Origin of the sequence: Pontibacter liquoris (genome assembly GCF_022758235.1) — a bacterium.
In the GTDB taxonomy this organism is placed as follows: Bacteria; Bacteroidota; Bacteroidia; order Cytophagales; family Hymenobacteraceae; genus Pontibacter; species Pontibacter liquoris.
This window is the reverse complement of sequence record NZ_JALEBG010000001.1, coordinates 2,133,297-2,158,780: the sequence shown is the minus strand read 5'-3', so window position 1 is coordinate 2,158,780 and position 25,484 is coordinate 2,133,297. Positions and strand designations below refer to the sequence as shown.

21 protein-coding genes are annotated in these 25,484 nt (G+C 51.8%); 9 read left to right on the top strand and 12 right to left on the bottom strand.

Annotated features, from left to right (window positions below; genetic code table 11):
- Window positions 1-124 precede the first annotated feature (124 nt).
- Complete coding sequence (locus tag LWL52_RS08920) at window positions 125-2,317, top strand: glutamine synthetase III family protein (protein WP_242918963.1); 2,193 nt, start codon at window positions 125-127, stop codon at window positions 2,315-2,317.
- 373 nt (window positions 2,318-2,690) lie between these two features.
- Here the strand turns inward: LWL52_RS08920 and LWL52_RS08915 are convergent, their stop codons facing one another.
- From LWL52_RS08915 to LWL52_RS08900, 4 genes are all read right to left on the bottom strand, one after another.
- Complete coding sequence (locus tag LWL52_RS08915) at window positions 2,691-3,203, bottom strand: FKBP-type peptidyl-prolyl cis-trans isomerase (protein ID WP_242918962.1); 513 nt, start codon at window positions 3,201-3,203, stop codon at window positions 2,691-2,693.
- An 86-nt stretch (window positions 3,204-3,289) separates the two neighbouring features.
- The gene (locus LWL52_RS08910) at window positions 3,290-5,233 is read right to left on the bottom strand and encodes an AAA domain-containing protein (RefSeq protein ID WP_242918961.1); all 1,944 of its coding nucleotides are present in this window, start codon (window positions 5,231-5,233) and stop codon (window positions 3,290-3,292) included.
- Between the two features lie 152 nt (window positions 5,234-5,385).
- The gene (locus LWL52_RS08905) at window positions 5,386-5,955 is read right to left on the bottom strand and encodes a hypothetical protein (protein WP_242918960.1); all 570 of its coding nucleotides are present in this window, start codon (window positions 5,953-5,955) and stop codon (window positions 5,386-5,388) included.
- 49 nt (window positions 5,956-6,004) lie between these two features.
- Window positions 6,005-8,275: an efflux RND transporter permease subunit gene (locus LWL52_RS08900; RefSeq protein ID WP_242918958.1), complete on the bottom strand. Its 2,271-nt coding sequence runs from the start codon at window positions 8,273-8,275 to the stop codon at window positions 6,005-6,007.
- Between the two features lie 115 nt (window positions 8,276-8,390).
- Between LWL52_RS08900 and LWL52_RS08895 the strand changes: the two genes are divergently transcribed.
- The 4 genes from LWL52_RS08895 (at window position 8,391) to LWL52_RS08880 (ending at window position 11,317) form a co-directional block, all read left to right on the top strand.
- The gene (locus tag LWL52_RS08895; RefSeq protein WP_242918956.1) at window positions 8,391-8,639 is read left to right on the top strand and encodes a hypothetical protein; all 249 of its coding nucleotides are present in this window, start codon (window positions 8,391-8,393) and stop codon (window positions 8,637-8,639) included.
- Window positions 8,640-8,849: 210 nt separating this feature from the next.
- Complete coding sequence (locus LWL52_RS08890) at window positions 8,850-9,644, top strand: thymidylate synthase (protein ID WP_242918954.1); 795 nt, start codon at window positions 8,850-8,852, stop codon at window positions 9,642-9,644.
- A 33-nt stretch (window positions 9,645-9,677) separates the two neighbouring features.
- Window positions 9,678-9,839: a hypothetical protein gene (locus tag LWL52_RS08885; RefSeq protein ID WP_242918952.1), complete on the top strand. Its 162-nt coding sequence runs from the start codon at window positions 9,678-9,680 to the stop codon at window positions 9,837-9,839.
- A 50-nt stretch (window positions 9,840-9,889) separates the two neighbouring features.
- The gene (locus LWL52_RS08880) at window positions 9,890-11,317 is read left to right on the top strand and encodes an amidohydrolase family protein (protein ID WP_242918950.1); all 1,428 of its coding nucleotides are present in this window, start codon (window positions 9,890-9,892) and stop codon (window positions 11,315-11,317) included.
- A 30-nt stretch (window positions 11,318-11,347) separates the two neighbouring features.
- Here LWL52_RS08880 and LWL52_RS08875 read toward each other — a convergent pair whose 3' ends face one another.
- Complete coding sequence (locus LWL52_RS08875) at window positions 11,348-12,496, bottom strand: putative sensor domain DACNV-containing protein (protein ID WP_242918947.1); 1,149 nt, start codon at window positions 12,494-12,496, stop codon at window positions 11,348-11,350.
- Window positions 12,497-12,915: 419 nt separating this feature from the next.
- On the opposite strand from LWL52_RS08875, the gene LWL52_RS08870 reads away from it, so the two are divergent.
- Complete coding sequence (locus LWL52_RS08870) at window positions 12,916-13,689, top strand: MBL fold metallo-hydrolase (RefSeq protein WP_242918945.1); 774 nt, start codon at window positions 12,916-12,918, stop codon at window positions 13,687-13,689.
- A gap of 81 nt (window positions 13,690-13,770) precedes the next feature.
- On the opposite strand, the gene LWL52_RS08865 is transcribed toward LWL52_RS08870, so the two are convergent.
- The 4 genes from LWL52_RS08865 to LWL52_RS08850 form a co-directional block, all read right to left on the bottom strand.
- Window positions 13,771-14,928: a Gfo/Idh/MocA family protein gene (locus LWL52_RS08865; RefSeq protein ID WP_242918944.1), complete on the bottom strand. Its 1,158-nt coding sequence runs from the start codon at window positions 14,926-14,928 to the stop codon at window positions 13,771-13,773.
- A 288-nt stretch (window positions 14,929-15,216) separates the two neighbouring features.
- Complete coding sequence (locus LWL52_RS08860) at window positions 15,217-15,933, bottom strand: 3-ketoacyl-ACP reductase (RefSeq protein ID WP_242918941.1); 717 nt, start codon at window positions 15,931-15,933, stop codon at window positions 15,217-15,219.
- Window positions 15,934-16,076: 143 nt separating this feature from the next.
- Window positions 16,077-16,919, bottom strand: coding sequence for a prephenate dehydrogenase (locus LWL52_RS08855; protein WP_242918939.1), 843 nt, complete (start codon window positions 16,917-16,919; stop codon window positions 16,077-16,079).
- A 54-nt stretch (window positions 16,920-16,973) separates the two neighbouring features.
- Window positions 16,974-18,041 (bottom strand): oxidoreductase, encoded by a 1,068-nt coding sequence (locus LWL52_RS08850; RefSeq protein ID WP_242918938.1) that lies wholly within the window; start codon window positions 18,039-18,041, stop codon window positions 16,974-16,976.
- Window positions 18,042-18,198: 157 nt separating this feature from the next.
- Between LWL52_RS08850 and LWL52_RS08845 the strand changes: the two genes are divergently transcribed.
- The 3 genes from LWL52_RS08845 (at window position 18,199) to LWL52_RS08835 (ending at window position 22,859) form a co-directional block, all read left to right on the top strand.
- Window positions 18,199-19,389: an MFS transporter gene (locus tag LWL52_RS08845; RefSeq protein ID WP_242918935.1), complete on the top strand. Its 1,191-nt coding sequence runs from the start codon at window positions 18,199-18,201 to the stop codon at window positions 19,387-19,389.
- A gap of 230 nt (window positions 19,390-19,619) precedes the next feature.
- On the top strand, window positions 19,620-22,163 hold the full coding sequence (locus tag LWL52_RS08840) for a family 20 glycosylhydrolase (protein ID WP_242918933.1): 2,544 nt from the start codon (window positions 19,620-19,622) through the stop codon (window positions 22,161-22,163).
- A 138-nt stretch (window positions 22,164-22,301) separates the two neighbouring features.
- Complete coding sequence (locus LWL52_RS08835; RefSeq protein WP_242918931.1) at window positions 22,302-22,859, top strand: hypothetical protein; 558 nt, start codon at window positions 22,302-22,304, stop codon at window positions 22,857-22,859.
- A gap of 35 nt (window positions 22,860-22,894) precedes the next feature.
- On the opposite strand, the gene LWL52_RS08830 is transcribed toward LWL52_RS08835, so the two are convergent.
- The 3 genes from LWL52_RS08830 to LWL52_RS08820 form a co-directional block, all read right to left on the bottom strand.
- Window positions 22,895-23,710 carry an aminotransferase class IV gene (locus LWL52_RS08830; protein WP_242918929.1) on the bottom strand — a complete coding sequence of 272 codons (816 nt, stop codon included), beginning with the start codon at window positions 23,708-23,710 and terminating at the stop codon, window positions 22,895-22,897.
- A gap of 145 nt (window positions 23,711-23,855) precedes the next feature.
- Entirely contained in the window at window positions 23,856-24,977 is a 1,122-nt protein-coding gene (gene dprA / locus LWL52_RS08825; RefSeq protein WP_242918927.1) for a DNA-processing protein DprA, read from the bottom strand.
- Between the two features lie 22 nt (window positions 24,978-24,999).
- Window positions 25,000-25,347, bottom strand: coding sequence for a MerR family transcriptional regulator (locus tag LWL52_RS08820; protein ID WP_242918926.1), 348 nt, complete (start codon window positions 25,345-25,347; stop codon window positions 25,000-25,002).
- Between the last annotated feature and the right edge of the window lie 137 nt (window positions 25,348-25,484).

The following is a 25,484-nucleotide window of genomic DNA, read 5'->3' as shown; positions in this document are numbered from 1 at the left end:
GGGGGTATGTTCCTGGTAATAGATTATTTTCAGAAAGTGCCTTTAAAAAATACACCCTGATGATTTGCAGGTGAAATTTTCTCTTTATCTTTCGTGAAAATAAACCCAACCGTTTCCAGAACCTATGGCTGTACTTCGTTTTAAAGCGCTTGAACTCGTAAACAAGCGTAAACCAGGGAAGGTAGTTCTTCCTGCAGAGAAGATTTCTGATTTTTTTGGTGAGAATGTGTTTGGGCTCGAAGCCATGCGCGCCACCATGTCTTCTGATTATTTCAAGCGCTTGCGCAAAGCCATTGAACGTGGCGAGAAAGTGGACCGCAACCTGGCCGATGCCGTAGCATCTGCCATGAAAACCTGGGCCATGAGCAAAGGGGCTACCCACTATACGCACTGGTTCCAGCCGCTGACCGGCTCAACTGCCGAAAAACATGATTCTTTCTTCGACCTTACCTCAGATGGCGATGCGATCGAAAGCTTTAAAGGTAACTCGCTAGTGCAGCAGGAGCCGGATGCGTCTTCGTTCCCGAGCGGCGGCATTCGTAACACCTTCGAAGCCCGCGGTTATAGCGCCTGGGATCCTTCTTCCCCGGCTTTCCTGATCGAAAATGCCGGCACCAAAACGCTTTGTATTCCCACTATTTTCGTGTCGTACACGGGCGAGGCGCTGGATTATAAAACACCTTTGCTCAAGTCGCTGAAACTGCTGAACGACGCCGCTGTGCCGGTTTGCCAGTATTTCGACAAAGACGTAACCAAAGTAAATACCACACTGGGGATCGAGCAGGAATACTTCCTGGTGGATCGTGCCTTGTTTGATGCCCGCCCGGACCTGGTGCTGACCGGCCGTACTTTGTTTGGCCATGCGCCTGCCAAGGGCCAGCAGCTCGAAGACCATTATTTTGGCAGCATCCCGAGCCGCGTACACGCCTTTATGGTTGATTTTGAAAACACAGCCCTGCGCCTGGGCATTCCGTTGCGCACCCGCCACAACGAAGTAGCTCCAAACCAGTTTGAATGTGCCCCTACTTTTGAGGACGCTAACCTGGCAGTAGACCATAACCAGCTGTTGATGGATATTATGGACCGGGTGGCTGAGCGCCATAACTTTAAAGTACTGCTGCATGAGAAGCCTTTTAAAGGCGTAAACGGCAGCGGCAAACACAATAACTGGGCTCTGAGCACCAACACCGGTGTTAACCTGCTGGCACCGGGCAAGCGGCCAAAAGAGAACCTCCAGTTCCTGACCTTCTTCATCAACACCATCAAGGCGGTTTATACGTATGCCGACCTGCTGCGTGGCAGCATTGCTTCGGCCAGCAACGACCATCGCCTGGGTGCCAACGAAGCGCCTCCGGCCATCATGTCCGTGTTTGTGGGCCAGCAACTCACCGCAGTGCTGGATGAGTTGGAGCGTACGGCCAAAGTGCCGATGGAAAAAGGCGATAACATGTACCTCAAGTTAGGTATCGATAAGATCCCCGAGATCCTGCGTGATAATACCGACCGTAACCGTACCTCGCCGTTTGCCTTTACAGGAAATAAGTTCGAGTTCCGCGCCGTAGGTTCTTCTGCCAATTCATCTTCGCCTATGACGGTACTCAACACCATCGTAGCAGATCAGCTGAACAATTTCCGCAATACCGTGGATGAGCTGATCGAGCAGAAAGGCATGAAAAAAGAGCTGGCCATTATCCAGGTGCTCCGCGAGTATGTTGCCGAATCCAAAGCTATTCGTTTTGAAGGAAACGGCTACTCGAAGGAGTGGGAAGATGAGGCAGCGACACGTGGGTTGTCCAACATCAAAGCTACGCCGCTGGCGCTGGATGTGTATGAGCACGAAGCAGTGAAGGAACTCTTTATCCGCCATGGCATTTTTACGGAAGTGGAGCTTTGCGCCCGCCACGAGATCTTGCTGGAGGATTATATCAAAAAGATCCAGATCGAGTCGCGCATTATGGGTGACCTGGCCATGAACCACGTGGTTCCAACGGCGATTGCTTATCAGAATAAGCTGATACAGAACTTCCGCGGCCTGAAAGAGTTGGGCCTGGAGGACGAGTACACGCAATCGACTATTGAAGGGATCAAGAAAATGTCGCGCCACATCTCCACCATTCAAAAGAGTGTAGACCAGATGATAGAAGCCCGTAAAGTGGCCAATAAAGTGGAAGATGCCCGCGAACGTGCGATCCTTTACAACGAGAAAGTGCTTAGCTTCTTCGACACGATCCGTTACAGCGTAGATAAGTTGGAACTGATGGTGAACGACGAAGACTGGCCACTGATCAAGTACCGTGAGTTGTTGTTCCGCAAATAAGCTTTTATTTGAGCTAGTAAAAGAGCGGCGCCTGTTTGGGTGCCGCTCTTTTTTATCAGGTCTTCTATTGCCGGTATTACGCGGGCAAGGATGTCCAAAACAGCTATACTTACAAAACAGCTATACTTACTTTCTGAACAAACCATATCTGGCGCAAGCGTCCGCTTGTGTCCGCACGTTTGTAGTCATATTTTAGGAAGGGACCTTAAATGCTCATGCGTCCAACTGTGTAGGCACAAGCGGACGCTTGCGCCAGGAAAGTAAACTACTTCGAATTTATATTCCGGTTATACTTAGGCTCTGCATAAATGCATAAAACAAAAAGGAGCAGCTTGCGGCTGCTCCTTTTTGTTTATTAAATATAATTTCAGGCTTAGTGGTGATGGCCGCCTTCGCCGTGCACGTGGCCGTGGGCAAGTTCTTCTTCGGTTGCTTCGCGCACATTCTCTACTTTGCCCTTAAAGGCAAGCTCCTTGCCGGCCAGCGGGTGGTTAAAGTCCATCTTCACCGTGTCGGCGGTTACTTCCACTACGCGGCCCTGCAGCTGGTTACCTTCGCTGTCGGACATCGGGATATAGTTGCCTTGCTCCAGCATGTCGGCAGGTACGCTTCCTTCTACTTCAAATACGTTCATAGGCAGGTCTACCAGCGCATTTTCATCAAAGTCGCCATAACCTTCTTCTGCCGCCAATTTAAAATCAAACGTATCGCCTACGTTCAGTCCTTCCAGTTTGTCTTCGAACTGATCGGGCAGGCCGCTCATGCCGTAGATAAAGACCATCGGATGCTCCTGGTTGGCCGTCTCGACAAGGTTTGGCTCTCCGTTTTCGTCTGTAATGCGGAGTTCGTAGGTGAGCGTCACCACTCGGTTTTTCTCAATTTTCATAATTCACAGGTTATAATTTCACAAGTTATTAAGGCTAAGTATAAGCGCTTCTTTCCATTATCGCTTCCGTCTTTGTCGCACGCTATTTAAGGCCTGCACTCGCTAAGCTCCCAGGCGCTTCGGTAAGCATTTATACTTTCTACATACGCTAAAAAGTCAGCATAGAACGGGTGGTGGCTCAACGTGGCGCTGTCGCCCACAATCACCAGTTTCTTTTTGGCCCGGGTCATGGCTACGTTCATGCGGCGCATATCGCTCAAAAAGCCTATTTCGCCTTTGTCGTTGCTGCGCGTCATACTGATGTAAATAATATCGCGCTCCTGCCCCTGAAAGCTGTCGACCGTCCCTACAGTCAGTTCCCGTTTCTGACGCAGGTCGTGCAACAGGGGCATGTGCTCCACACGGTCCTGCAGGTAGTTGATCTGTGCCCTATAGGGAGCAATAACCCCGATGCGCAGGGGCTCCGTATCCTCATCGGCAGGGCTGTGATTTTTGAGCAGGTGCACGAGGTGGTTGAGCAGCAGGTTAGCTTCATCAGGGTTGGCCGAGCTGGCGCTTTCGGGCGTTTCCATCTCGTTAAAACCGCAACCGGCCGTATCCACAAACTCTACAGCAAGGCCTGGCGCAAAGGCTGGGTTGAACTGGTGCAGATCGCTGCTGTGCACACTTTCGTGCGCTTCTAATTCTCCCTTATAAAACTGCTGGTTCGAGAAAGCCATGATCTGGTGGTGCATGCGATACTGCGTTTTCAGCATCACGGCCACCTCCGGCTGGCGCTCAATGCATTTCTCAAAAAGCGTTTTTCCCAGGCCACCTTTTTCGGCTTCAAAGGATTTTATGGTAGGCGGCAGCTGACGGTGGTCGCCGGCCAGTACCACCCGTTTGGCGCGTGAGATCGGGATCCAACAGGCAGGCTCCAGCGCCTGGGCGGCCTCATCTATAAACACGGTATCATACTCCAGGTGGCGGATGGCTTTATTGGCAGCTCCTACGAGCGTGCACGTAATCACCTGCACCTGGTCAAGGAGGTCTTCGGTGATATAATCTTCCACGCGGTCGGCTTCCTCGAGCAAACGGTGGCTTTCAGCTTTGAAGAACTGGCGCTGCGCCCGCTCCTCATGCCCAAACTTGCGTTTGTACTGGAAGGCCATGCGCCGGTATTCTTCCGCTGTTTTCCGGTATTCTTTCAGGTTCTTGAACGAGCGGTGATTCATGATCTGGGCATCCAGCGTATGGTCGAGCAGCACATCCGATACCCGCGACGGGTTCCCGATCCGGATCACGTTAATACCTGCTATGGCCAGTTTTTCGGTCAGCAGGTCCACAGCCGTGTTAGAGGGGGCAGTTACCAGCAGCCGCTTTTGCGTTTCCAGGGTTTTAAGGATGGCCTGCACCAGTGTAGTCGTTTTGCCTGTGCCCGGAGGACCATGGATAATGGCGACATCTTTGGCCTGCACGATCTTGCGAACCGCCTCGTTCTGCGAAGGATTGAGTACCGCGATATCGTCCATCTTTTCGTCTGTGAAGCGGGGAGCTACATCGCCCAGCAACACATCCCGTAGCTCAGCCAACCGGGTTTTATAGGCTTCGATCACCTTTTTCATGGCGATCTCCATCTCACGGTAGCTCATCTCATCGAAGGTCAGGTCGATGCCCAGGCGGCCATCTTCCACCCAATCGGGTAAGTCTTCCTTGTTGGTGGCCAGCAGGATCTTATTGCGCTTGAGGCCTACGATGACGCCGCTCAGGTTCTGGCGCTCGCCATTGTTGCTGAACAGCGCGGCTGTTTTGCCAGTCTGGAAGAGGTGCAGCTGATCGCGGTCTTTGGTGCGCTCGAGTTCGAGCACCACTTTGCTGCCGAATCCTATTTCTTCTTTGGTGATGGTAACGGGGTACCAGCAAAAACCCATGGCCTTGCGCTCGGCAATTGTGCTTTTCTGGCTTTTGATCTTATACTGCTGCCGGTCCTCTTCCTGTTCAATTTTGAGCAGTTCCTGGACCTGCTTGAGTTCATACAAAATTTCGCTCATGTATATCAAAAAGAAGGGCTGGAGGTAAAGCCAGCCCTTTATAAATTTTATGTTTAGCTGTTTTTTCTTGCTGTTATGTCAGCAAAGTATAACATAACCTGTGCCAAAATAACTCCTTTCGCTATACTTATACTTAGCTGAAACAGTTAAATTTATTTCACAACTTTCTTCTTTTTTCCTTTAGCGTGCACCTTGTTCAGGCGCACCTGCAGAAACACGGCATAGAGCAGAAACAGCACCGCCGCTCCAGCCAGAATAGCAATCACGCGGTCTTTGCCATAGCGCAGATCATCCTTGCTTTTAAGCTGCTCCTGCAGTTCGTGTATCGTGCGCTCGCGTTTTTTTACGTTTACCTGCAGCACTTTTATCTGGCTTTGCAGGTCCGCGATCCGGGCATTTACGATCCGCTGGTCCTCTACCGTGATCTTGCCTTCGCGCTGATTCTCCACCGTGCTTTCAGCTATTTTTTTAATGCTGGCCACTTTTATAGCCCCGATCAGCTCCGAGTCTTTGTTAATAATCTTCTTGAGCGTTTCCAGGATATTGATCAGGTCCTTTTTGGATTTCTTGCCCCAAAAACTGCTGTTCTGCTGGTTATAAAACTGGTACTCCAGCACCAGCTGCTCCCGCTCGTTCATCAGGGTCGTCAGCCTGTCATCCTGCGCCTGCACCCGGAAGGTGGTGAGGCATAACAAGGCCAGTGCGCATAATATCGATCTCATCTCTTCTGCCGGTTTTGTTAGAACATCCTGCAAATATGGCTAACCTTATTCAAAAGCGCTTTAAAAACTTTTCAGGAGACCTGTAAAATACGAGTATCAGCACGGGCAGCAGGTACAGGTCGCCGATCACGGCAAAGAACAAGGTCAGGCTTACAAAGAGCCCCACATAAAAGGTGGCATCAAAGGTAGAGAAGATAAGCGTCAGGAAGCCTGCAACGAGTATGCAGGAGGTAATGATGATGGCTTTACCCGTAGAAATAAATGTGCGCTTCACCGCATAGGGGAGTGATTTTCCGGCCCGCAGCTCCAGGCGCAGTTTGCTCAGGAAGTGGATGGTATCGTCTACGGCAATGCCGAATGCGATGGTAAAGATGATGGACATGGAAACGGTCATGTTGATGTGCAGAAAACCCATGATCCCGCCGATCATCAGCAGCGGTATGATATTAGGAATAAGGGAAAGCACCACCATGCGGAGCGAACGGTAAATGAGCCCCACTATGGTGGCAATGACTAAAAAAGCAATCATTAATCCCTGCAGCATGTTAGTCACCACATATTCGTTGTTGCGGTCCAGCAGCAGGGCGCTGCCCGTCAGGCGCGTTTGTAAATAAGTCGGATTGATGTGCTGCTTTATAAAGGCATTGAGCGAATCATTTAGGGCTGAAGCCGCAGCACTGCCAATATCCGACATCTTGCCACTTAGCCGCCCCTGCAGGGCATCGGGCGTTACCACGGCCCGTAGTTCGCTGCGGTTCCGGTAAGCCTGCAGCCGCTGTCGGATGGGCTGCAAGCCGCTGCTGGATTCAGGTAGTTTATAATATTCGTTTAAACCACCATTCTGCGCCCGGTTCAGCGTTTTAACCAGGGTGGCCGGCGACGAAATAAAGTTAAGGCCATACTGGTGGAGGAGGTAGTTTTCCAGCTTATTAATCTCGTGCAGCACGTCATAGTCGTACAAGGTATGGCCGGAAGCTGCCTGCAGGTGCATTTCAAAGGGGCGGACACCTGAGAATTTCTTTTCAAAGTATTTGAAGTCCTGCACAATGGGGTCACTGTCGCCCAGGTCTTCCAGCAGCGTCGTGTCTACCTTTACCTGCGCTATACCGATAAGCGAGACAAGGGTGATAAGGGCGCTGCTACCAAGTATAAATTTGGGGTAGTTGAGGATGAAGCGCAGCATGCGGCGCAGCAGAATAGGCCAGGTATGGTGCGCATGTCTGGCCTGCACTGGTTTAGGCTTTTTCACGAGCACCAGCAGCGCCGGTAGCAGCGTAAAGGCCAGCACATAGGCCAGTGCCACTGCTATGGCCGTATAGAGGCCGAACTTGCGGATCGGCTCTATGGTAGTGGTCAGCAAGGTCAGGAACCCGACAGCAGTTGTGAGCGAAGTGAGGAACGTGGCCAGCCCGATCTCGCGCAATGTAATTTTAATCGCTTTCAGCTTTTCTGTTCCCTGCCCGATTTCAGTGAGATAACGGGAGAGAATGTGGATCACATCCGACATGCCTACCACAAACATAATGGTAGGGAGTAATACCGTCATCACATCCAGCGGCTTGTTAAAAATACCCATCACGCCCATACCCCAAAGCACAGACAGCACCACGACGATCAGCGGGATCAGCACGCCCCACAATGTTCGGAAAGTGATCCAGAGCACCAGGATGACAAGCAGGATAGAGGCCGTCATAAAAATGGCCAACTCCACCTTCATCTTGTCTACAAATACCGATTGTGCCAGGGCCTTGCCTGCTATATGATGGGGTGTAAGTCCCAGCTGTGCCAGTTCTGATGTCAGCGAGGCCATGAGCGTATCGGCGGCAGGTTTTTCCAAGTTATCCGACGTTTGAACAAATAGGGAAACGGCCGTGGCATCTTCAGAGAAAAGGGTACCCACCAGTTCGGGGGTGCTGTATACCAGGGAAGAATCCTGGGTATAGCGTTCCGGCTCGGCAGGATGCAGGTATGGTATTTCAAAATAGCCGAACGTTTCCAGCACCGGGCTTTTAACCGTGGTAGGAGAGAGCACCGCCTCGACGTGTGGCTGCCGTTGTAAATAACGCGTCAGGCTGTCGACCCGGGTTAGGAACTGTTTATCGAAAAGGGATTTTTCATTTTCAAGCCCAATGAGCAGGTAATCGTTGTCGTTGCCAAACGTATTCCGGTACTTAAAATAATAGGCCAATTCCGGGTCGCCTTTCGGGAAGAAATTATCGAAATTATAATCGAAGCGAAGGCGCGAAGCAAAGTATACGCTCGCCACTGTAAGCAGGGCGATCAACAGCAGCACCAGGTAACTAATTTTGCGGTAGTTCAAGGAGGTCAGAAAAGGAGCTTAAATGATTTTATACTTTGGACGGAGTTTTTAACTTTACGCAACATACAACCACTAAACAGGCGTTTTGTTCGGAACGCTCAAAATCAAAAGCATCATGAAGAAAATTGTTCTAGTTCTTGCTTTATCCGGTTTAATCGGAGCTGCTGCCACCCCAGCCATGGCCTGCGAGGGAGGCAAGTGCACCAAAGAAAACTGCACAGATGCCGGCAAAGCCAAAAAAGAGAAGAAATCGGCAAAAACGACGCTAAGCAAAACAGCAGACGCGCATGCCTGCTGCAAGAAAAATGCTACTGCCAAGGCCGAAGTAACTAAAACCGAAAAAGAAACGAAAGCCCAGCAATAAAGCAGGTGTTTTTGAGAAGAGGCCTTTTGCGCGTGCAGAAGGCCTCTTTCTGTTTACTGCAAGCTGTTGATCAGCCAAGCAGGACCGGCTGCCTCTGCTGTAGCAGGTATACATACTTAAATTCTGGTTGCAGGCACATTTTCATACCTGCGTAAAAACAAAAATACTATCTTTAGCTTTTGACCTGTAACCGAAAAAGACACGACCCGCATGAAGCAATATTTGGACCTGATGCAGCACATCCTCGCTACCGGGGTGAAGAAAGAAGACCGGACCGGAACAGGCACCCTAAGTGTTTTCGGCTACCAGATGCGCTTTAACCTGGCCGATGGTTTTCCGATGGTCACCACTAAAAAAGTGCACCTTAAATCGATCATACATGAGTTGCTCTGGTTTCTGAAAGGAGAAACCAATATTGCCTACCTCAAAGAGAATGGTGTCAGCATCTGGGACGAGTGGGCCGATGAAAACGGTGAACTCGGGCCTGTGTATGGCTCCCAATGGCGCAACTGGCCTACGCCTGATGGCCGCCACATTGACCAGATCACGCAAGTGGTGCAGCAACTGAAACATAACCCTGATTCGCGCCGCATCATCGTGAGCGCCTGGAACGTGGGAGAGATCGAGCAGATGAAGTTGCCGCCCTGCCATGCTTTCTTCCAGTTTTATGTGGCCGAGGGTAAACTGAGCTGCCAGCTATACCAGCGCTCCGCCGATGTGTTTTTGGGCGTACCGTTCAACATTGCCTCCTATGCCTTGCTGCTGCAAATGATGGCGCAGGTAACGGGCCTGCAGCCCGGCGAGTTTATCTGGACCGGCGGCGATACGCATTTATACCTCAACCACCTGGAGCAGGCGCAAAAGCAGCTTTTGCGTGAGCCCCGCGAATTGCCCACAATGCAGCTGAACCCCGAGGTGAAGAACATCTTTGATTTTACCTTCGAAGATTTCGAACTGGTGAACTATAATCCGCATCCGGGCATAAAAGCGCCGGTAGCAGTATAACAAACAACCTCCGGCAGCGGTCATACTTACATTATGTTTAAAGGAATTCAGTATCTGCTGGCAGCAGCGGTCTTGATCTACTTTCTTTTTTACCCTTTTCTTAAAAGTGCCATTAACAGGAAGAAGGTCATTAAATGGATCCTGATCGTGTATGGCCTTGTCTCGCTGATCTATACGGTGATGGCCTTTGCATAAGAACTGACCTGTTAAATCATTCATCGGTACCTATATCTTACCGCATCTTTATGTTCAAATCGCTTCCTGCCGTGCTTGCGGCGCTTGCTTTCTGTGGTGGCCTAAGCGCAGGCAAGGCACAAAACTTTACCCCGAAGGTAAACGAATTCATCAAGGTTAAAGCCAACGTTATTGCGCTGACCGATGCTACGGTGCTGGATGGTTCCGGTGCGCCGGCGCGCCAGCATCAAACCGTTATCCTTCGGAATGGCCGGATCGAGCAGGTAGGCAATGCGAAAAAGATAAAGCTGCCAAAGGAGGCGGAGGTGATCAATTGCACGGGTAAGACCCTGATTCCGGGCCTGGTGATGCTGCATGAACATTTATACTATACCAAGCCGCTGGACAATTACTTCAACATTGCCCAAATGCCGGGCACCTTTCCGAAGTTATACCTGGCGGGCGGCGCCACCACCATCCGCACTGCCGGAAGTATCGAACCCCAAACGGACCTGGCTCTCAAGCGCATGATACAGGAAGGCAAACTGATCGGGCCGGATATGGACGTAACAGCACCCTACATCGAAGAAGCAGCCCTAGATATTCCGGCGCTCAACACCATCCAGGGGCCGGAAGATGCTGCCCGGAGCGTAAATTTCTGGGCCGATAAAGGCTGCACCTCCTTTAAAATGTACATGCATGCCACCAAAGCGGACCTGGCTGCGGTGGTGCGGGAAGCGCATCAGCGGCACATGAAAGTAACCGGCCATCTGTGCGCCATCACCTACCGCGAAGCTGCCGATCTGGGAATTGATAACCTGGAACATGGCTTTCTGGCCAGCACCGATTTTGCAGAAAACAAAAAGGAAGATGATTGCCCGGCCAATGCCCGTAAATCGCTGCAGAACCTGGCCGTAAACAGCCCCGAAATGAAAGAACTGCAGCAGTTGCTGATCAGCAAAGGCGTGGCGGTAACCTCTACATTGCCTGTGTTTGAGCCTTATACCAATCGCGAAGCCGTGCTGGGTGGGGGCGAAGCTGCGCTGGTGCCGGAAGTTAGAAAGAAGATCGTTGCCAACTGGCAGGCGGCCCAGCATAAAGACTCAGCCAGCGCAGCGTTGTTTCAGAAAGAGCTGGCCTGGGAAAAACAGTTCTATGATGCCGGAGGCCTGCTGGTAGCCGGCACTGACCCTACAGGCGCGGGTCGCACCATTGCGGGATATGCCAATCACCGGCAGGTTGAGTTGCTGGTGGAAGGGGGCTTTACGCCAGCCGAAGCCATCAAGATCTGCTCGCTTAACGGAGCCATTTACCTGGGCCGCGAAAAAGAGATCGGCACCATCGAAAAAGGAAAAAAGGCAGACCTGGTGCTGATAAACGGAGACCTGTCAAAAGATATTAAACAGATCAGACAAACCGAGATTGTCTTTAAAAATGGCGTCGGGTTTGATGCGCCCAAGATCTTTGAATCGGTACAAGGTATCGTAGGCTTGAATTGAAGTTCCTGCAGCAACAGACCCTGGTAATCCTCAAAGTAAAAGGGTGTCGACGCGGTGGGCATGCACCATCCCATCGCAGGGCGACCAGGCAAAGATGGTGAAATTGCCGTCCTGGGAGGCGACAAAGGCCAGGGCATCCTGCTGGTCGTGTACGAATTGCGCTGCTGCCAGGTGCCGGGTGCCGCCGCTTTGCGCCGGAGAAAGTATACTGACTTCATTGCCTTTGATGGGCTCAGTAAAAAGGATTTGCTCCACGGGGCTTGCGCCCTTCTTGCGCCCGATCTTTGCCCCGAAGGCCAGCAGCTCATAGTTCTCGTCTATTACCGTGGCGCCATCTACGGCCGTCAGCCCGGCCAACGTTTCCACAGCGGTATGCAAAGCACCCTGCCAGATGCTTTGGCGCTGCTCGCTTATATCCTGGCGCATGAGATCGGCCAGCACGGAAAAAGCCGGGGTTACGGCATACAGGATAGGATGGATGATGGATTCATGCCAGGCCATGGACTGCGGTGGCACCACCAGGAGCAGGCCGCCGCGTTTGTGCGCGCGCATGGAGACGGCCAGCTGCACGAGCACATTCACCGCATCATCAACGGGGGCAGGGGCCGAGAAGCGAAGCAGCGTAGACACTAGCGTCGGGCAATCGGGGAGGCTGCCGCTTTGCTCATCCACAATTTTCACCTGATCGCCTTTCAGAATGGCCACATTGGCAAACTTGCCTACGCCGCCTACCCGGCGATGCTTCACGACCAGCAAGCCGGGTTCCGAGACATCCAGCACAAAGCACAGGCCTGGAACGTGTTGCGTGGCGCCCCAGATATACAGCTCATCGCCTTCGTGCCACACCCCCAGGTGAATGCCCGGTCGCTCCACGGCCGGCGATATTTTGGTTAGAAAAGTGGAAGAGAAGGGGAGCCGCCGCTCGAACAACAGCGGCAGGTCTGTTTGCTCCGGCGGCATGTAGGCCAATGAAATGCGGGTAGCGTATCCTTCTTCGCGGCGCAGACTTGCCCAAAAAGCCGTATCGATTATGGCCGCTATGATCCGGGCAGAAGGCTTAGAGGCCAGCGCCTCGCCGCCCTGCTCGCGGGCGGATTGCAGGTGCTGCAAAAAATGCTCTTCTATCGTGTCGGCTACGGCCTGGGCTGCCAGGTAAGTTGTTTCACGGATCAGGCTCATGTTTTTACCCTTCTTTTAAGCAATATACCAAAAAAGCAGCTAGAGGTTCCTGCAAGTATAGCCGTTAAATTTGATCCCGGCAGGGCTGATGTATTCTTCCGATTCTCATTATGCTAAGCTTAATCGCTAAATCCACGGGCTTTCTATACTTTAGCAGCCGCGTAAGCTATACTTGTATAGATAGTTATCGCCACCCAGCTAAACATTCTGTTGCCGTTATGGTTGCCTTACAGCAGCAACTACTCCCTTGTTTTATAGTATAGTTATTGCAGATCGATTGGTTTGCACGCGGCCGAAAAGTAGAGGATGAAAGTGAGCGGCGTAAGCTGTAAATTCCCTTAATCCGGATCAATGCTGCTGCTATTTGTTGACTGCTGACCTGAAATTCCTTTTAAAACATCACTCTAACCTATAAACCTATGAAATTAAAAGCTCTGTTTACCCTCTTTTTGAGTTTAGCCTTGTGGCAGGCACAGGCGCAGATTGCCACTTACGATAAGATTGAAACCAGCAAAGGGCCGCTTGTCATCCAGCCCATTCAGCATGCTTCCATGGTGCTGACCTGGGATAATAAAACGATCTACGTAGATCCGACCGGTGGTGCCAAAGCCTATGCGGGGACAAAAGCGCCGGACCTGGTGCTGATCACCGACATCCACGGCGACCACCTGGATGTGGCTACACTCGATTCAATTAAACTGGACAGTGCTGTGCTGGTGGTGCCACAGGCAGTAGCCGACAAACTGCCCAGCAAGTATAAAGCGCAGGTGGTGGTCATGAAAAATGGTCAGAATTCCACGCAGTTGAACATTCCGATCCAAGCGGTTGCCATGTATAATTTACCGGAAACAGCCGATGCAAAGCACCCGAAAGGCCGGGGAAATGGCTACATTCTGCAGCTGGGAGATAAGCGCGTCTATATAGCCGGCGATACAGAAGACATCCCGGAAATGCGTGCCCTCCAGCATATTGATGTCGCTTTTGTGCCCATGAATCTGCCTTATACCATGGACATAAACCAGGCAGCCAGTGGTGTGCTGGCTTTTAAACCAAAAGTGGTGTACCCGTATCATTACCGCGGACAGAATGGGTTTAGCGATGTAGAAGCGTTTAAGAAAGCAGTAGAAAGCAAGAACAAAAATATAGCAGTGCGCCTGCTGACCTGGTACCCGGATAAGGCAACAAAACAATAGCAGCAAGTATGCTCAAACAAAAAGGCCCGGGCACTTGTCCGGGCATTTTTGTTTGAGCGGTTATACTCTAACACGAAAGGCTTAGGCGATCCGGACCTTTTTACCGGTTCTGGCCGCTTCATAAATAGCCATCAGGATCTTCACATCGCGCAGCCCCATTTCGCCGGGCACCCGGGAGGCTTTGTTTTCGAGGATGCTCTGCGCGATGCCATCCATTTGCAGGGCCTGCTGGTTTACCTGGGGCAGGTGCATGGGCCCCTCGCTGGTTTTGCCCGTAATCCCCCCGTAGCCATAGGCGGGCTCCAGGTGCCACCAGCCCTTTTCGGCCTCAGCATGCAGGTAACTAACATTTTCGTTATAGCTGGAGCCACAGCTTGCCAAGGCGCCATTCGGGAATTCCAGCTGCCAATCAATCGACTGCTCCACTTCATCAAACACCCTGGGGCGGGTAACTTCTCCGAATTTTGCCGTCACTGCCACCGGCGTCTGGCCCACCGTATAGCAGGCGCCCTGTACGCAGTAAATGCCCATGTCCATCAGCGGCCCGCCGCCGGCCAGTTCTTTGTTCAGGCGCCAGCTACCGGCGTTATTCATCACAAAGCCATTCTCTGTTTTGATCGTTTTCACCTTACCATATACCTGTTTTTGTCCCAGTTCCATAGCCCGCAGGTTGTGTGGTTCGTAATGCAACCGGTAACCAACCGATAAACTGACCTGATGCGCTTTGCAGGCCGCTATCATACGTTCTGCGTCGGCCACCGAGGTGGCCATTGGTTTCTCCGAGATCACGTGCTTGCCTGCCTGCGCTGCCCGTATCGTATATTCAGCGTGCATGGCGTTGGGCAGCACTACATACACAATATCAATGGCCGGGTTATCCTTGATCTGATCGAAGGTTTTGTAAGTATAAATATTCTTATCGGGGATGTTATACTTCTTTTTCCAGGTTTCTGCCTTGGCGGGCGTGCCCGTTACGATGCCTGCCAGGTAGCAGTTTTCTGTTTCGGCCAGCGCCGGTGCCAGCTGGTGGGTGCTGTAGCTGCCCAGCCCAACCAGCGCAATCCCCAGTTTCTTCTTGGCACGGTCTCCTGAGAAGAATTGGTGCTCTCCCGGTCTAGTTAACCTATCCAGTCCTTGTGCCAGGTAAGGGGCACCCAAGGCTGCCGAACCAAGCAGCAGCGAAAATCCTTTGATAAAGTCACGCCGGCTGTGGCCTGGCAGATGATCATCATTTTTCATGGTAAGTGCTTTAAGATCAGAGAAGCAATTAAAAAGTATATAAGTATAGCCGGCAAAAAGGTTGGTTCTGAGAGGCAGGAAAGTATAACGAATGGAGTAGGAGCGCGCCAAATCGGGAAGGGTTGCTGGACACGCTGCGGGAGATTCAAATAAAGAAGGCAAGTATAGGCAGCCATAAATAGGTGCTTATACTTGCCTAAAGTATAAAATCAGACTTCAGGAAAAAAGCACCCGGGCCAAAGCTAAACTTCAACCCGGGTGCTTTTATACTTGCTATACCTGTTATACTTAGGGATTAGTAGACCACATGCCGGCTTCTTTGATAAAGACACGGCGGTTCAGTTTGAGCTGGGCAATGATAAATTCAGCAAAATCGTCGGGCTGCATTACTTTATCCGGGTTGCCATCGGTTAATTTCAGGTCAATGGAGAGGTCGGTAGCCACAGTGCTGGGCACAAGGGTGCTCACGCGGATATTGTGCTTGCGCACTTCTTGCATCAGCGATTCCGACAACCCGATGAGCGCAAACTTAGAAGCACTGTAAGCGCTGGTAACGGCATTGCCGCCCTTTCCCGCCGTCGACGATATATTGATAATATCGCCAGTCTGGCGTTCGATCATGTCGGGGAGCAAAGCACGCGTTACAAAGTATACACCCAGTACATTAACCCGCAGGATGTTTTCCCACTCGGCTGGCTCCAGCTCCATGAACTTGCCAAAAGAGGCGATCCCCGCATTGTTGATCAATATATCGATAGGGCCTAATTCGCTTTTGGCCTGCGCAACGGCGGCATTCACGGCTTCCATGTCGGCTACGTCTGCCACTACCACCGTTGCTTTAACGCCCTGCTTTCTTACCTGTTCAGCTACTTCCTGCAGCTGGCTTTCAGTGCGGGCCAGTAAAGCTACGTCCACGCCTTCTTTCGCCAAGGCAATGGCAATGGCACGCCCCAGGCCTTTGCCGGCGCCTGTTACAAGGGCTTTCTTTCCGGTTAATGTTTCCATCCTGTTATCTTGTTAAAATTTGTTGCTACAAATATACGAAGAAATCAAACTGCAGGCCGCATGCACTGCCTTCTCCTTTCCCATACAAGTATAAAAGAAGGGGGATACAGCCGCTAAAAGGCTAGGCTATACATCGTGTAAACTCATCCAAGAATGCGGCGGATATCATTGGCTTTGGCCATCAGCGCCCGGGACTTTTCTTCGTCCTGCGCTGCAATAAGGGCTTTGAATTGCTGCAGTTGGGTGATGTAGCTGTCCAGGGCTTCGGAGACATTCTGCCTGTTCTGCGTGAAAATGGGTGCCCACATCTGGGGAGAGCTTTTGGCCAGGCGCACCGTGGAGGAGAAGCCGCTCCCGGCCATATCGAAAATGTTTTTTGCGTCCTGCTCTTTGTCCAGCACCGTGAGGCCCAGGGCAAACGAGCTGATGTGGCTCAGGTGTGAAACATAAGCCAGGTGCAGGTCATGATCGGCGGCGGCCATGTAGCGCAGCGGCATGTGCAGCTCGCTGCAAAGTTGCTCGACCAACGCCAGCGATGCCGGCGCGCTTTTCTCTTTGTCGCAGATGATCATGGTCTTCTGCGCCAGCAGGCTTTCAAAGGCAGCTTCGGGGCCCGAGTATTCAGTACCGGCAATGGGGTGGGCCGCGACAAACTGTCCTCGTTTCGGGTGCTTGTCGGCTATCTGGCAAATCTGCTCTTTCGTGGATCCGAAATCTACTAGCGTGGCGCCGGAGGGAAGCAGATCCAGGACCGGCTGCAACAGCGCGGCAATGGCATTCACCGGTACGGCCAGGACGACCAGGTCGGCATTTGTAACAGCTTCTTCGAGGGGCATAACCGCATCCACCAATTTCAAAGACAGCGCCTTTTGCGCATGCTGCAAATCATTTTCTACGCCAGTTACCTGCGTATTACTGCGGGCTGCTTTCACGGCAAGTCCAAACGATCCTCCCAACAAACCCAACCCGATGATGCACAACTTCATACTTCTGTATAAATAATAGTCATTTTTCTGTTGATACGAACACGCACACCCGGCTTATCTTTCGCTGAAAGGCACGGTTCGTTTTTCTTCGGCACTTTGCATGGCCAGCTCGATGATGCGGATCACATTCCGGGCCTGTTCGGGCTGCACTTCCAGCGCACCCTCTCCACGAATGGCCTGCAGCACATTTTCGTAAAATCCCCGGTAGTCGCCAATCTCGCTTTTTATTTTGCCATGCAGTTCCAGGTCTTTGTAGCTGGTGTTGAGCGTGCCCCAAAGCTGCTGTGGCTCATCGCCCCAAGCCGGGTTTTCAGCGGGCATTCCTCCGGCTTTCAGGGCGGCCTCCTGCACATCCATGCCATACTTTACAAAGCTCCCCCGGTCGCCATGCAGTATAAAATGCGGTCCCACTTCCTTTACCAGCATGCCGGCTTTCAGCGTCACTTTTAACCCTTCGTAATGCAGTCGCAGGTCAAAATGATCGATCACATGGGAGTGCTGCCGCTGTGTACCCACCTCAGCGGTTATACTTGCCGGAAGCCCGAACAGGCACAAGGCCTGGTCGATCAGGTGGGCGCCGAGGTCATAGAGAATGCCGGAGCCGGGCAGGTTTTCTTCTTTCCAGGTGTTGGGTTTGATCTCGTTACGGAACCGGTCGAAATGCGCTTCATACTCCACCACGTTGCCCAGTAGCTTGCTTTCCAGTACTTTCCTGACGGTTTTGAAATCACTATCCCAGCGCCTGTTGTGGTACACAGTCAGGAGACGCTGCTGCTTGCGGGCCAGCACGATCAGCTCGTCGGCCTCTGCCGAGGTAATGGTAAAAGGCTTTTCGACCACCACATGCTTGCCAGCCAGCAGGGCTTCTGTGGCCAGCGGCACATGCGAGGTGTTGGACGTAGCAACGATCACAAGGTCTATACTTTCATCCCTGAAAATATCACGAGCCTCCGCTACGATCTCCGCTTCAGGATAGCTTTGCTTTGCGTGGTGGATGGGCTCTTCGCGGGTTTCGCGGATCTTTTTCAGGCGCAGGCCCTGAATGCTTGAAATAAAAGGCGCATGAAAGACGCGGCCGGAAAGACCAAAGCCAAGAAGGCCGACGTTAATAGGTTCGCTCATAAAAACTTGGTTTAGGGATGTGCTGCTTCAGATCGGGCAAAAGGATTAGCAGGTTTTGTGTTCAGATTAACATAAACACGCCTTCCTGATTTCCGCTTATACGTATCTTTGATCTTCGGCAAGTATAACGCGCTTACAAGTTACAGTTTATTTACATATGGAATCATCTCTTTCCGCCACAACTACCCCGCCGCTTACCCGGCTAAACCTTTGGGTCATGACCGTTGCCACAGGATTGGTAGTAGCCAATTTATACTATAACCAGCCGCTGCTGGGCAAGATCTCCGCTGAATTTGGCGTAACTGAGGCAAAGGCGGGCGCTATTTCCATGCTTACCCAGATCGGCTATGCCGTGGGCATGCTGTTCATCATCCCGTTGGGCGACATGCTGCGGCGCAAGCAACTGATCATGGTTGATTTTGTGCTCATTGTGGCCAGTTTGCTGCTGGCGGCTTTTGCAAAAGACATTAACATGCTGCTGCTGGCCAGCTTCCTGATCGGGGCTACGTCGGTGGTGCCGCAGCTGCTGGTGCCCATGGCTGCGCACTTGGCCAAGCCGGAGGAGCGGGGCCGCACCGTAGGTTTTGTCATGAGTGGTCTGTTGATCGGCATCCTGCTGTCGCGTACGCTGAGCGGTTTTGTGGGCGAGCACCTGGGCTGGCGGGCTATGTTTTTGATCGGGGCCGGCATGATGGTGGTGCTGTGGCTGGCGTTATACTTTCTGTTGCCAGAAGTGCACCCCGACTACAAAGGCACTTATCGGGAGTTGATGGCGTCATTGGTGCATCTGGCCCGGGAAGAGCCGCTGCTGCGGCTTGCCGCCGTGCGGGGCGCCCTGTGCTATGCCTGTTTTGGCGCTTTCTGGACAACGCTGGTTTTTCTGCTGCAGGAGCCGCAGTTTAACGCCGGCAGCGATGTGGCGGGTGCTTTCGGCTTGATCGGCGCTTTCGGTGCATTGGCCGCCTCGTTTATGGGCAAACTGAGCGACAAAGGAAACGGCTTCCGTGTTACGACCTTCAGCATTGCCTTAGTGATCCTCTCCTATGTGATCTTCGGGCTGTCGAGCCATAGTATTATGGGGTTAGTGGTGGGCGTTATTGTAATGGATCTAGGCGTGCAGGCCACGCATATTTCGAACCAAACACTTATCTTCTCGCTGCGGCCTGAGGCGCGCAATCGCCTGAACACCGTCTACATGGTAACATACTTTATAGGAGGGGCGGCCGGCACCTGGCTGGCTAGCCAGGCGTGGCTCCGCTGGCACTGGACGGGTGTAGTGGGGGTAGGGCTGCTCTTTTCGGTGCTGGCGCTGCTGGTGCACGTGCGCTTTCTGCGCCGCAACAAGTAAGCGGTTGCAAAGCAGGATAAAATTAAAAAGCGGTATATACCATACTTCGGTTATCCCTGCAGCTGCTTTTCCGTATAAGCCACTGCTCAACAACCTGTTCAGGGATGGAGAGTTAGAGCATACTGACTTTCGGGCCAGGTTGTACAAGTATAGCAAGGCCGCTATGATTGCTCAGATATAATGGCTATCTTAAGCAAATTTAACAAACACTTCACCTTCAAGGCAAACACATGAAGCACCTCTTGCTAGTAATCCTGCTATTTGTCAGTTTTGGTACGCTACTACAGGCTCAGACAAAAAAAGCAGCCTCCACCTTCGACCCCGCTACCCTGAAAATCACCTGGGAATTAGTGGATAACAGCAGCCCGGAGCAAACCGTTTCCGCTCTGACGCTGGCCAACACAGGCAAACAGGCGCTGCCGGCCTCAGGCTGGAGCTTATACTTTCACGGAAGCGGATCAGCTAAATCGAAAGACGGCCAGGTAAATGTGATGGCCGTAAATGGCGATCTTTTAAAAATGGTGCCCACCGCTTCTTTTAAGAGCCTTCCTGCCGGAGAATCCCGTCGGCTTGAATTTGTAAGCCGCAGGCAGGTACTCAATACCAACGATACCCCTGAAGGCTTTTACCTGGTTTGGGACAGCAACCCTTCCAAGGGAATCGCCTTACCGGCGACGGTCTATACTACGCCGGACCGGGAGAAAAATGCCGTTCTCTGGAAATCAGCCCAGGCGCTGTATGAGCAGAATAAAACCATTGAAGACATCCCGCTTGAAAAATTACCCAAAGTTTTCCCGACACCTACCAGCTATTCCGAAACTGGTAAAAGCTTTGCCTTAACGGCTGCTGTGCCTATTGTTGCGGAGGCTGCCTTTAAAGGCGAAGCAACCTTGCTGGCAAATTACCTGGAAACAGTCTTCGGCAAAAAACCGGCTGTACAAACCACAGGCACGGGCAAAGCTGTTCGCCTGGAGAAAAAGGAAGGCCTGGGACCTGAAGCCTATGAGCTCAAGGTAACTGCCGATGCGATCACGATCTCAGGAACGACACCCGCCGGTATTTTTTACGGCATCCAATCCCTTAAAACACTTATTCCTCCTGCTGCGCTGGCCAGCCCCCAGCAGTCTGTAGCCATTGCCGGTGTGAGCGTTCAGGATGCACCCCGTTTCGGGCACCGCGCCTTTATGCTAGATGTGGCCCGCAACTTTCATCCCAAGCAGGAGGTGCTTAAATTGCTCGATCTGATGGCCTTGTATAAGCTCAACGTGTTTCACTTCCATATGAGCGATGATGAAGGCTGGCGCCTGGAAATTCCTGCTTTGCCGGAACTGACCCAAGTAGGTGCCAAGCGTGGTCATACATTAGACAACAAACAATTTCTGCAGCCTTCCTATGGTTCAGGTCCATCGGGCGATAATAAATCCGGCAGTGGCTACTTTAGCAAAGCAGATTTCATCGAAATACTCAAGTATGCCAACGACCGCCATATCCGGGTAATCCCTGAAATAGAAACGCCAGGACACGCCCGCGCTGCCATCAAAGCCATGGATGCGCGTTATGACCGCCTGATGAAGGAAGGAAAGAAAGCGGAGGCAGAACGCTATCTGCTACGTGACCTGAATGATAAATCAGTCTACAAATCTGTGCAGAACTGGAACGACAACGTGATTGACGTTGCACAGCCTTCTACCTACAACTTCCTGGAAACGGTAGTAGATGAGATCCTGAAAATGTATAAAGAGGCCGGTGCTCCGATCCAGACAATTCACTTTGGAGGCGATGAAGTGCCGGGCGGTGTGTGGCAGAAGTCGCCGGCCGTGCAGGCCCTGATCAAAAGCAACCCTAAGGTTAAAAATACTGATGACCTGTGGTTCTACTTTTACGGCAACGTAAACGACATGCTTAAGAAACGCAACTTATACTTGTCGGGCTGGGAAGAGATCGGCCTGAAAAAAGTGAAGGAAAATGGCCGCACAGTGTATGTGCCCAACCCGCAGTTTGCTAATGAAAACTTCCATGTGGATGTATGGAACAACCTGACCGGAGCGGAAGACCTGGCCTATAAGCTAGCCAATGCCGGTTACAAAGTGGTGCTCACCAACGTGACCAATTTATACTTCGACCTGGCCTCTCAGAAGGATTATGACGAGCCGGGTCTGTATTGGGGCGGCTATGTGGATGTAGACAAGCCCTTTTATTTTATCCCTTACGATTACCTGAAAAACACGAAAGAGGACAGCAGGGGTGAACCTGTTGATCGCGCTATTTTCAAAGACAAAGTGCGGCTCACAGAAGCAGGAAAAGCAAATATTGTGGGTATTCAGGCGCCGTTGTGGAGCGAAACAGTACGGAACAACGAACGGCTGGAGTTCATGATCCTACCTAAACTGCTTGGTCTGGCCGAAAGAGCCTGGGCCAGCGACCCGGCCTGGGCCACCGAATCCGACGAAGCGAAAAGCAATGCCCTGTATGGCACAGCCTGGTCTGAGTTTGTGAATGTAGTGGGCAAACGCGAGCTTCCGCGCCTGGACAAGTATGCAGGTGGTTTCAATTACCGCATACCGGCACCAGGAGCAATGGTTGCAGACGGCAAGGTACATGCTAACCAGCAGTTACCCGGCCTGACAATTCGCTATACCACCGATGGCACGGAACCTTCCGCAAAAAGTCCGGAATACAAAGCTCCGATCACCGCCAACGGTACTGTAAAACTGAGAGCGTTTACGACCACCGGCCGCGGCGGAAAAGTGACAATAGTAAATACCAAAAAATAGGATTAGACGGGCAGAGGTATCTACCAATTTAAAGGATGTCTCTGCCCGACTTCTAGCTTGGCTCACTTACTTAAACCCTTCTGCGGAAATTATCATTGGATAATTTTGTTCCCTCTATAAGTAAGTAGAGAATTTTTTATGGAAGTAGCAGTAAACATCCGGTTCCTGCTTTTGGCGCTCTACGAGAAAAAGTATGATGGAAAATGGTACGACGTAGCAGATTTATTTACGTCCCATCATTTAGAAATTGTACAGGTAGAAGCAAAAGAAATAGTAGATACGCTCACAAAGGACGGCCTGATCAGATCGATTGCCATTGGAGATAAGTTCCTGGCTCAGATCACAGCAGATGGTGTCGAGTTCTTGGAGGAAAGTAATTTCTTTAACGAAAGCACCTATATCCCCAAAGACCGGATTTTACCTTTGCAGCGGGAGTTACTGCGGCACCAGATGGACGAGTTTACCATGCGCATGCTTCAGTCCGAATATGGGCCAAGTATACCTGCGGTAGAATTTCTGAAAGAGGTGGAAGAACTGAAAGCGCTACTCAATATTTTAGGCCAGAAAAGCTGGCTGCAGATCATGAAAAGCAAATTTCGCGAGATCTTCAGTGATTCGGTGCCGCAGGAGGTACTGGAAGAAATGCTGCGAAACTATGGAAACTATCAAGCGGCCGAACATGCTGCTGCCGGTTAGCTTTTAAGCAAAAATTTCCCTTATCAAAACTGTTTTTATTGGAACAAGTCCTGCTGCAGTTGGTCTAACAACGGGTGCTGCTGCCCGTATGCCTGCCCGCTGATAGCTGGCACCCACCTGAAGCCGGTTACATTAGCCGCAAAAACAGTTGCCTCTTCACTGAGTTCTGCCAATCCTATCTGGCATTCCACCACATCAACCCTTTTTTCAGAAGCCCATTGCATGATAGCCCGCCGCAGGATGCCATTGACGCAGCCCGTTGTAAGCGAAGGCGTGAAAAGCGTGTTTTGCTGCAGCCAGAAAATATTGGACGAGATCAGTTCCGCCACTGCGCCTTCGGGTGAGAGCAGCAGCATGTCGTTATAGGTTGTACCTGCTTTTTCGCGGGCAGCCTGCACGTATACCAGCGCATTGGGGCCTTTAAAGTGAGAGAACGATGAGGGTAATGTCGTGGTGCGCCTACACAGGCCCACCTGCAAAGGGCTTACATCGGCTGGTGTTGTAGCTTCGGCGGTAGCCAGCCAGGCAGCTTCATCTGTTTGGGGCGTATACAAGCCCGCTCCGTCCCGCCATACTTTCAGTTTGAGGCGGCCATACTTTTCAGCCTTGTTCTGCCCGGCCAGCGTGAGCAGTTGCTGCTCCAGGGCAGCAGGTGCAAGCTGATCAAATAACCTGATCTGCAGGGCTGCAGCCGCGTCCTGCATCCGCGCCACATGGTGCTGCCAGAAACGGATGCGCCCTTGCTGCACGATCAGCGTTTCAAAAAATCCGTCGTTGTACTGAAAAGCCCGGTTTGAGAGTGGCAGCCGAAGCGCCTGCTCCTGCATCAAATGGCCATTGTAAAGTAACATGTGTAGAGTTCTGAGTTCTGAATTAGGAATTAAGAATTGGCAGCAAGTATAAAGTATAGGCTAGGTATGAGTTAATGCATAAGAGTGAAGGAACACAGTTTTTTCAACTCAGGACTCAGCACTCAAGACTCAGAACTCCCAACCCTTATCGGATGAGGGCGAACTTCTTACCGGGTTTGGCTTTGATGACTCCTTTAAACTCCAGCCCTAACAGCACAGAAGCCAGGAGGCTGACAGGCAGCTGCGCCTTCCAACTCAGGTTATCCATGTGCTCTTCCCGCGACTGCAGCAAGACGTCAACAACTTTCCATTCTTCGGCTGTAAAATCGTCCGGCTGAAAAAGCTGCTTTGCCTGCTTTTTGGCTGCCGCCGCATCTTCCAGATCCCAGTTCAGCAACTCTACCAGGTCCTGCACTGAAGTATACACAGCCGCCTTGTTAGTCTTAATTAGGTAATTGGTGCCTTCCGATACCGGCGAGGTCAGGTTGCCCGGCACCGCCATTACTTCCTTGTCGTAGCTGTGGGCAATGTCAGCTGTGATCAGGGTGCCGCTTTTCAGGGCAGCTTCCACCACGATGGTGCAATCCGACATGCCGGCAATGATGCGGTTGCGGGCCGGAAAGCGCGGGGCATCGGGCTTGGTGCCAAACGGGTTTTCCGTCAGTAGCCCACCCTGCGTCAGCATGCGTTCTGCATACTTGCGGTGTACAGCCGGATAGATCACATCCGGGCCGCTGGCCATGACGCCAATCGTCGATAAGCCGGCCTGCAGTGCCGCCCGGTGCGCTACAATATCCACGCCATACGCCAGGCCGCTTACCACCAGCACATTATAAGGCACCAGATCGGCTATGATCTGTTCGGTAATAGCCTGGCCATAGCTGGTGATCTGGCGCGTACCCACCATGCTGATGATGCGGCGCGTGTTCAGGTTACCGTTGCCTTTAAAGTATAACAGGATCGGCGCGTCGGGTAGTTGTTTGAGGCGATCCGGGTACTTTTCGGAAGTATAAAACAGCACCTGCACATCCTGCTCCTGGGCCTGTTTCAGGATATCTTCTGCCTGCAGCAAAGCCGCCCGGCCACCCGCAGTTATACTTTGCACCAGCTTGTTACCAATGCCCGGCACTTTGAGCAGTTTGCCGGCCGGCGAGGTAAAAACAGCCTGCGGCGAGCCGCAGTAGCTCACGAGTAAGCGGGCCAGTTGCCCGCCCACCCCGGGCAATTTCGTCAGGGCTATTTCGTACAGGTTCTGCTCTTCTACCATAGGCTAATCCTGTACGGAACTTTCAAGCTTTGGTGTTCAGCTGGTCTTTGATGCCCACCAGGAACGCGCGCACTTTCTCCAGCGACTGGATAATTTCGATCTTGTCCTTGGTCTGCACCCCTTTGTTCTTGAGCATCTCGCGGGCGCCTTGTATCGTATAGCCGCGCTCTTTTACCAGGTGGTATACCGTGCGCAGCATCTCAATATCCTTTGGCGTGTACTGGCGGTTCCCTTTTTTACTCTTTTTAGGGCTCAGTTGCTCAAACTCGGTTTCCCAGAAGCGGATCAGCGAGGGGGCAACTTCAAACATGGCAGCCACTTCCCCGATGGTGTAGTACTGCTTTTCTATTTCTCTTTCTTTATAAGGCATAGTGTTAAGTCTATTGTATGGCAGGCACAACTACTAATTTTCGGGGGCGATGCTACTGATTACGGCTAAAATATGCTACTTTTGTCTCTATTGAGCGCCTCAGACCCCGCGAAAACAGTGTGTTTCTGAAAGGCAAA

What these genes read in the sequence shown, in the direction of transcription:
- LWL52_RS08850 (WP_242918938.1), bottom strand. Translation starts at nt 18,041, where the DNA reads ATGAGCGAACCTATTAACGTCGGCCTTCTTGGCTTTGGTCTTTCCGGC.
- LWL52_RS08885 (WP_242918952.1), top strand. Translation starts at nt 9,678, where the DNA reads ATGTTTAAAGGAATTCAGTATCTGCTGGCAGCAGCGGTCTTGATCTAC.
- LWL52_RS08890 (WP_242918954.1), top strand. Translation starts at nt 8,850, where the DNA reads ATGAAGCAATATTTGGACCTGATGCAGCACATCCTCGCTACCGGGGTG.
- LWL52_RS08820 (WP_242918926.1), bottom strand. Translation starts at nt 25,347, where the DNA reads ATGCCTTATAAAGAAAGAGAAATAGAAAAGCAGTACTACACCATCGGG.
- LWL52_RS08845 (WP_242918935.1), top strand. Translation starts at nt 18,199, where the DNA reads ATGGAATCATCTCTTTCCGCCACAACTACCCCGCCGCTTACCCGGCTA.
- dprA (WP_242918927.1), bottom strand. Translation starts at nt 24,977, where the DNA reads ATGGTAGAAGAGCAGAACCTGTACGAAATAGCCCTGACGAAATTGCCC.
- LWL52_RS08835 (WP_242918931.1), top strand. Translation starts at nt 22,302, where the DNA reads ATGGAAGTAGCAGTAAACATCCGGTTCCTGCTTTTGGCGCTCTACGAG.
- LWL52_RS08915 (WP_242918962.1), bottom strand. Translation starts at nt 3,203, where the DNA reads ATGAAAATTGAGAAAAACCGAGTGGTGACGCTCACCTACGAACTCCGC.
- LWL52_RS08840 (WP_242918933.1), top strand. Translation starts at nt 19,620, where the DNA reads ATGAAGCACCTCTTGCTAGTAATCCTGCTATTTGTCAGTTTTGGTACG.
- LWL52_RS08830 (WP_242918929.1), bottom strand. Translation starts at nt 23,710, where the DNA reads ATGTTACTTTACAATGGCCATTTGATGCAGGAGCAGGCGCTTCGGCTG.
- LWL52_RS08905 (WP_242918960.1), bottom strand. Translation starts at nt 5,955, where the DNA reads ATGAGATCGATATTATGCGCACTGGCCTTGTTATGCCTCACCACCTTC.
- LWL52_RS08860 (WP_242918941.1), bottom strand. Translation starts at nt 15,933, where the DNA reads ATGGAAACATTAACCGGAAAGAAAGCCCTTGTAACAGGCGCCGGCAAA.
- LWL52_RS08910 (WP_242918961.1), bottom strand. Translation starts at nt 5,233, where the DNA reads ATGAGCGAAATTTTGTATGAACTCAAGCAGGTCCAGGAACTGCTCAAA.
- LWL52_RS08875 (WP_242918947.1), bottom strand. Translation starts at nt 12,496, where the DNA reads ATGAGCCTGATCCGTGAAACAACTTACCTGGCAGCCCAGGCCGTAGCC.
- LWL52_RS08865 (WP_242918944.1), bottom strand. Translation starts at nt 14,928, where the DNA reads ATGAAAAATGATGATCATCTGCCAGGCCACAGCCGGCGTGACTTTATC.
- LWL52_RS08870 (WP_242918945.1), top strand. Translation starts at nt 12,916, where the DNA reads ATGAAATTAAAAGCTCTGTTTACCCTCTTTTTGAGTTTAGCCTTGTGG.
- LWL52_RS08920 (WP_242918963.1), top strand. Translation starts at nt 125, where the DNA reads ATGGCTGTACTTCGTTTTAAAGCGCTTGAACTCGTAAACAAGCGTAAA.
- LWL52_RS08880 (WP_242918950.1), top strand. Translation starts at nt 9,890, where the DNA reads ATGTTCAAATCGCTTCCTGCCGTGCTTGCGGCGCTTGCTTTCTGTGGT.
- LWL52_RS08855 (WP_242918939.1), bottom strand. Translation starts at nt 16,919, where the DNA reads ATGAAGTTGTGCATCATCGGGTTGGGTTTGTTGGGAGGATCGTTTGGA.
- LWL52_RS08895 (WP_242918956.1), top strand. Translation starts at nt 8,391, where the DNA reads ATGAAGAAAATTGTTCTAGTTCTTGCTTTATCCGGTTTAATCGGAGCT.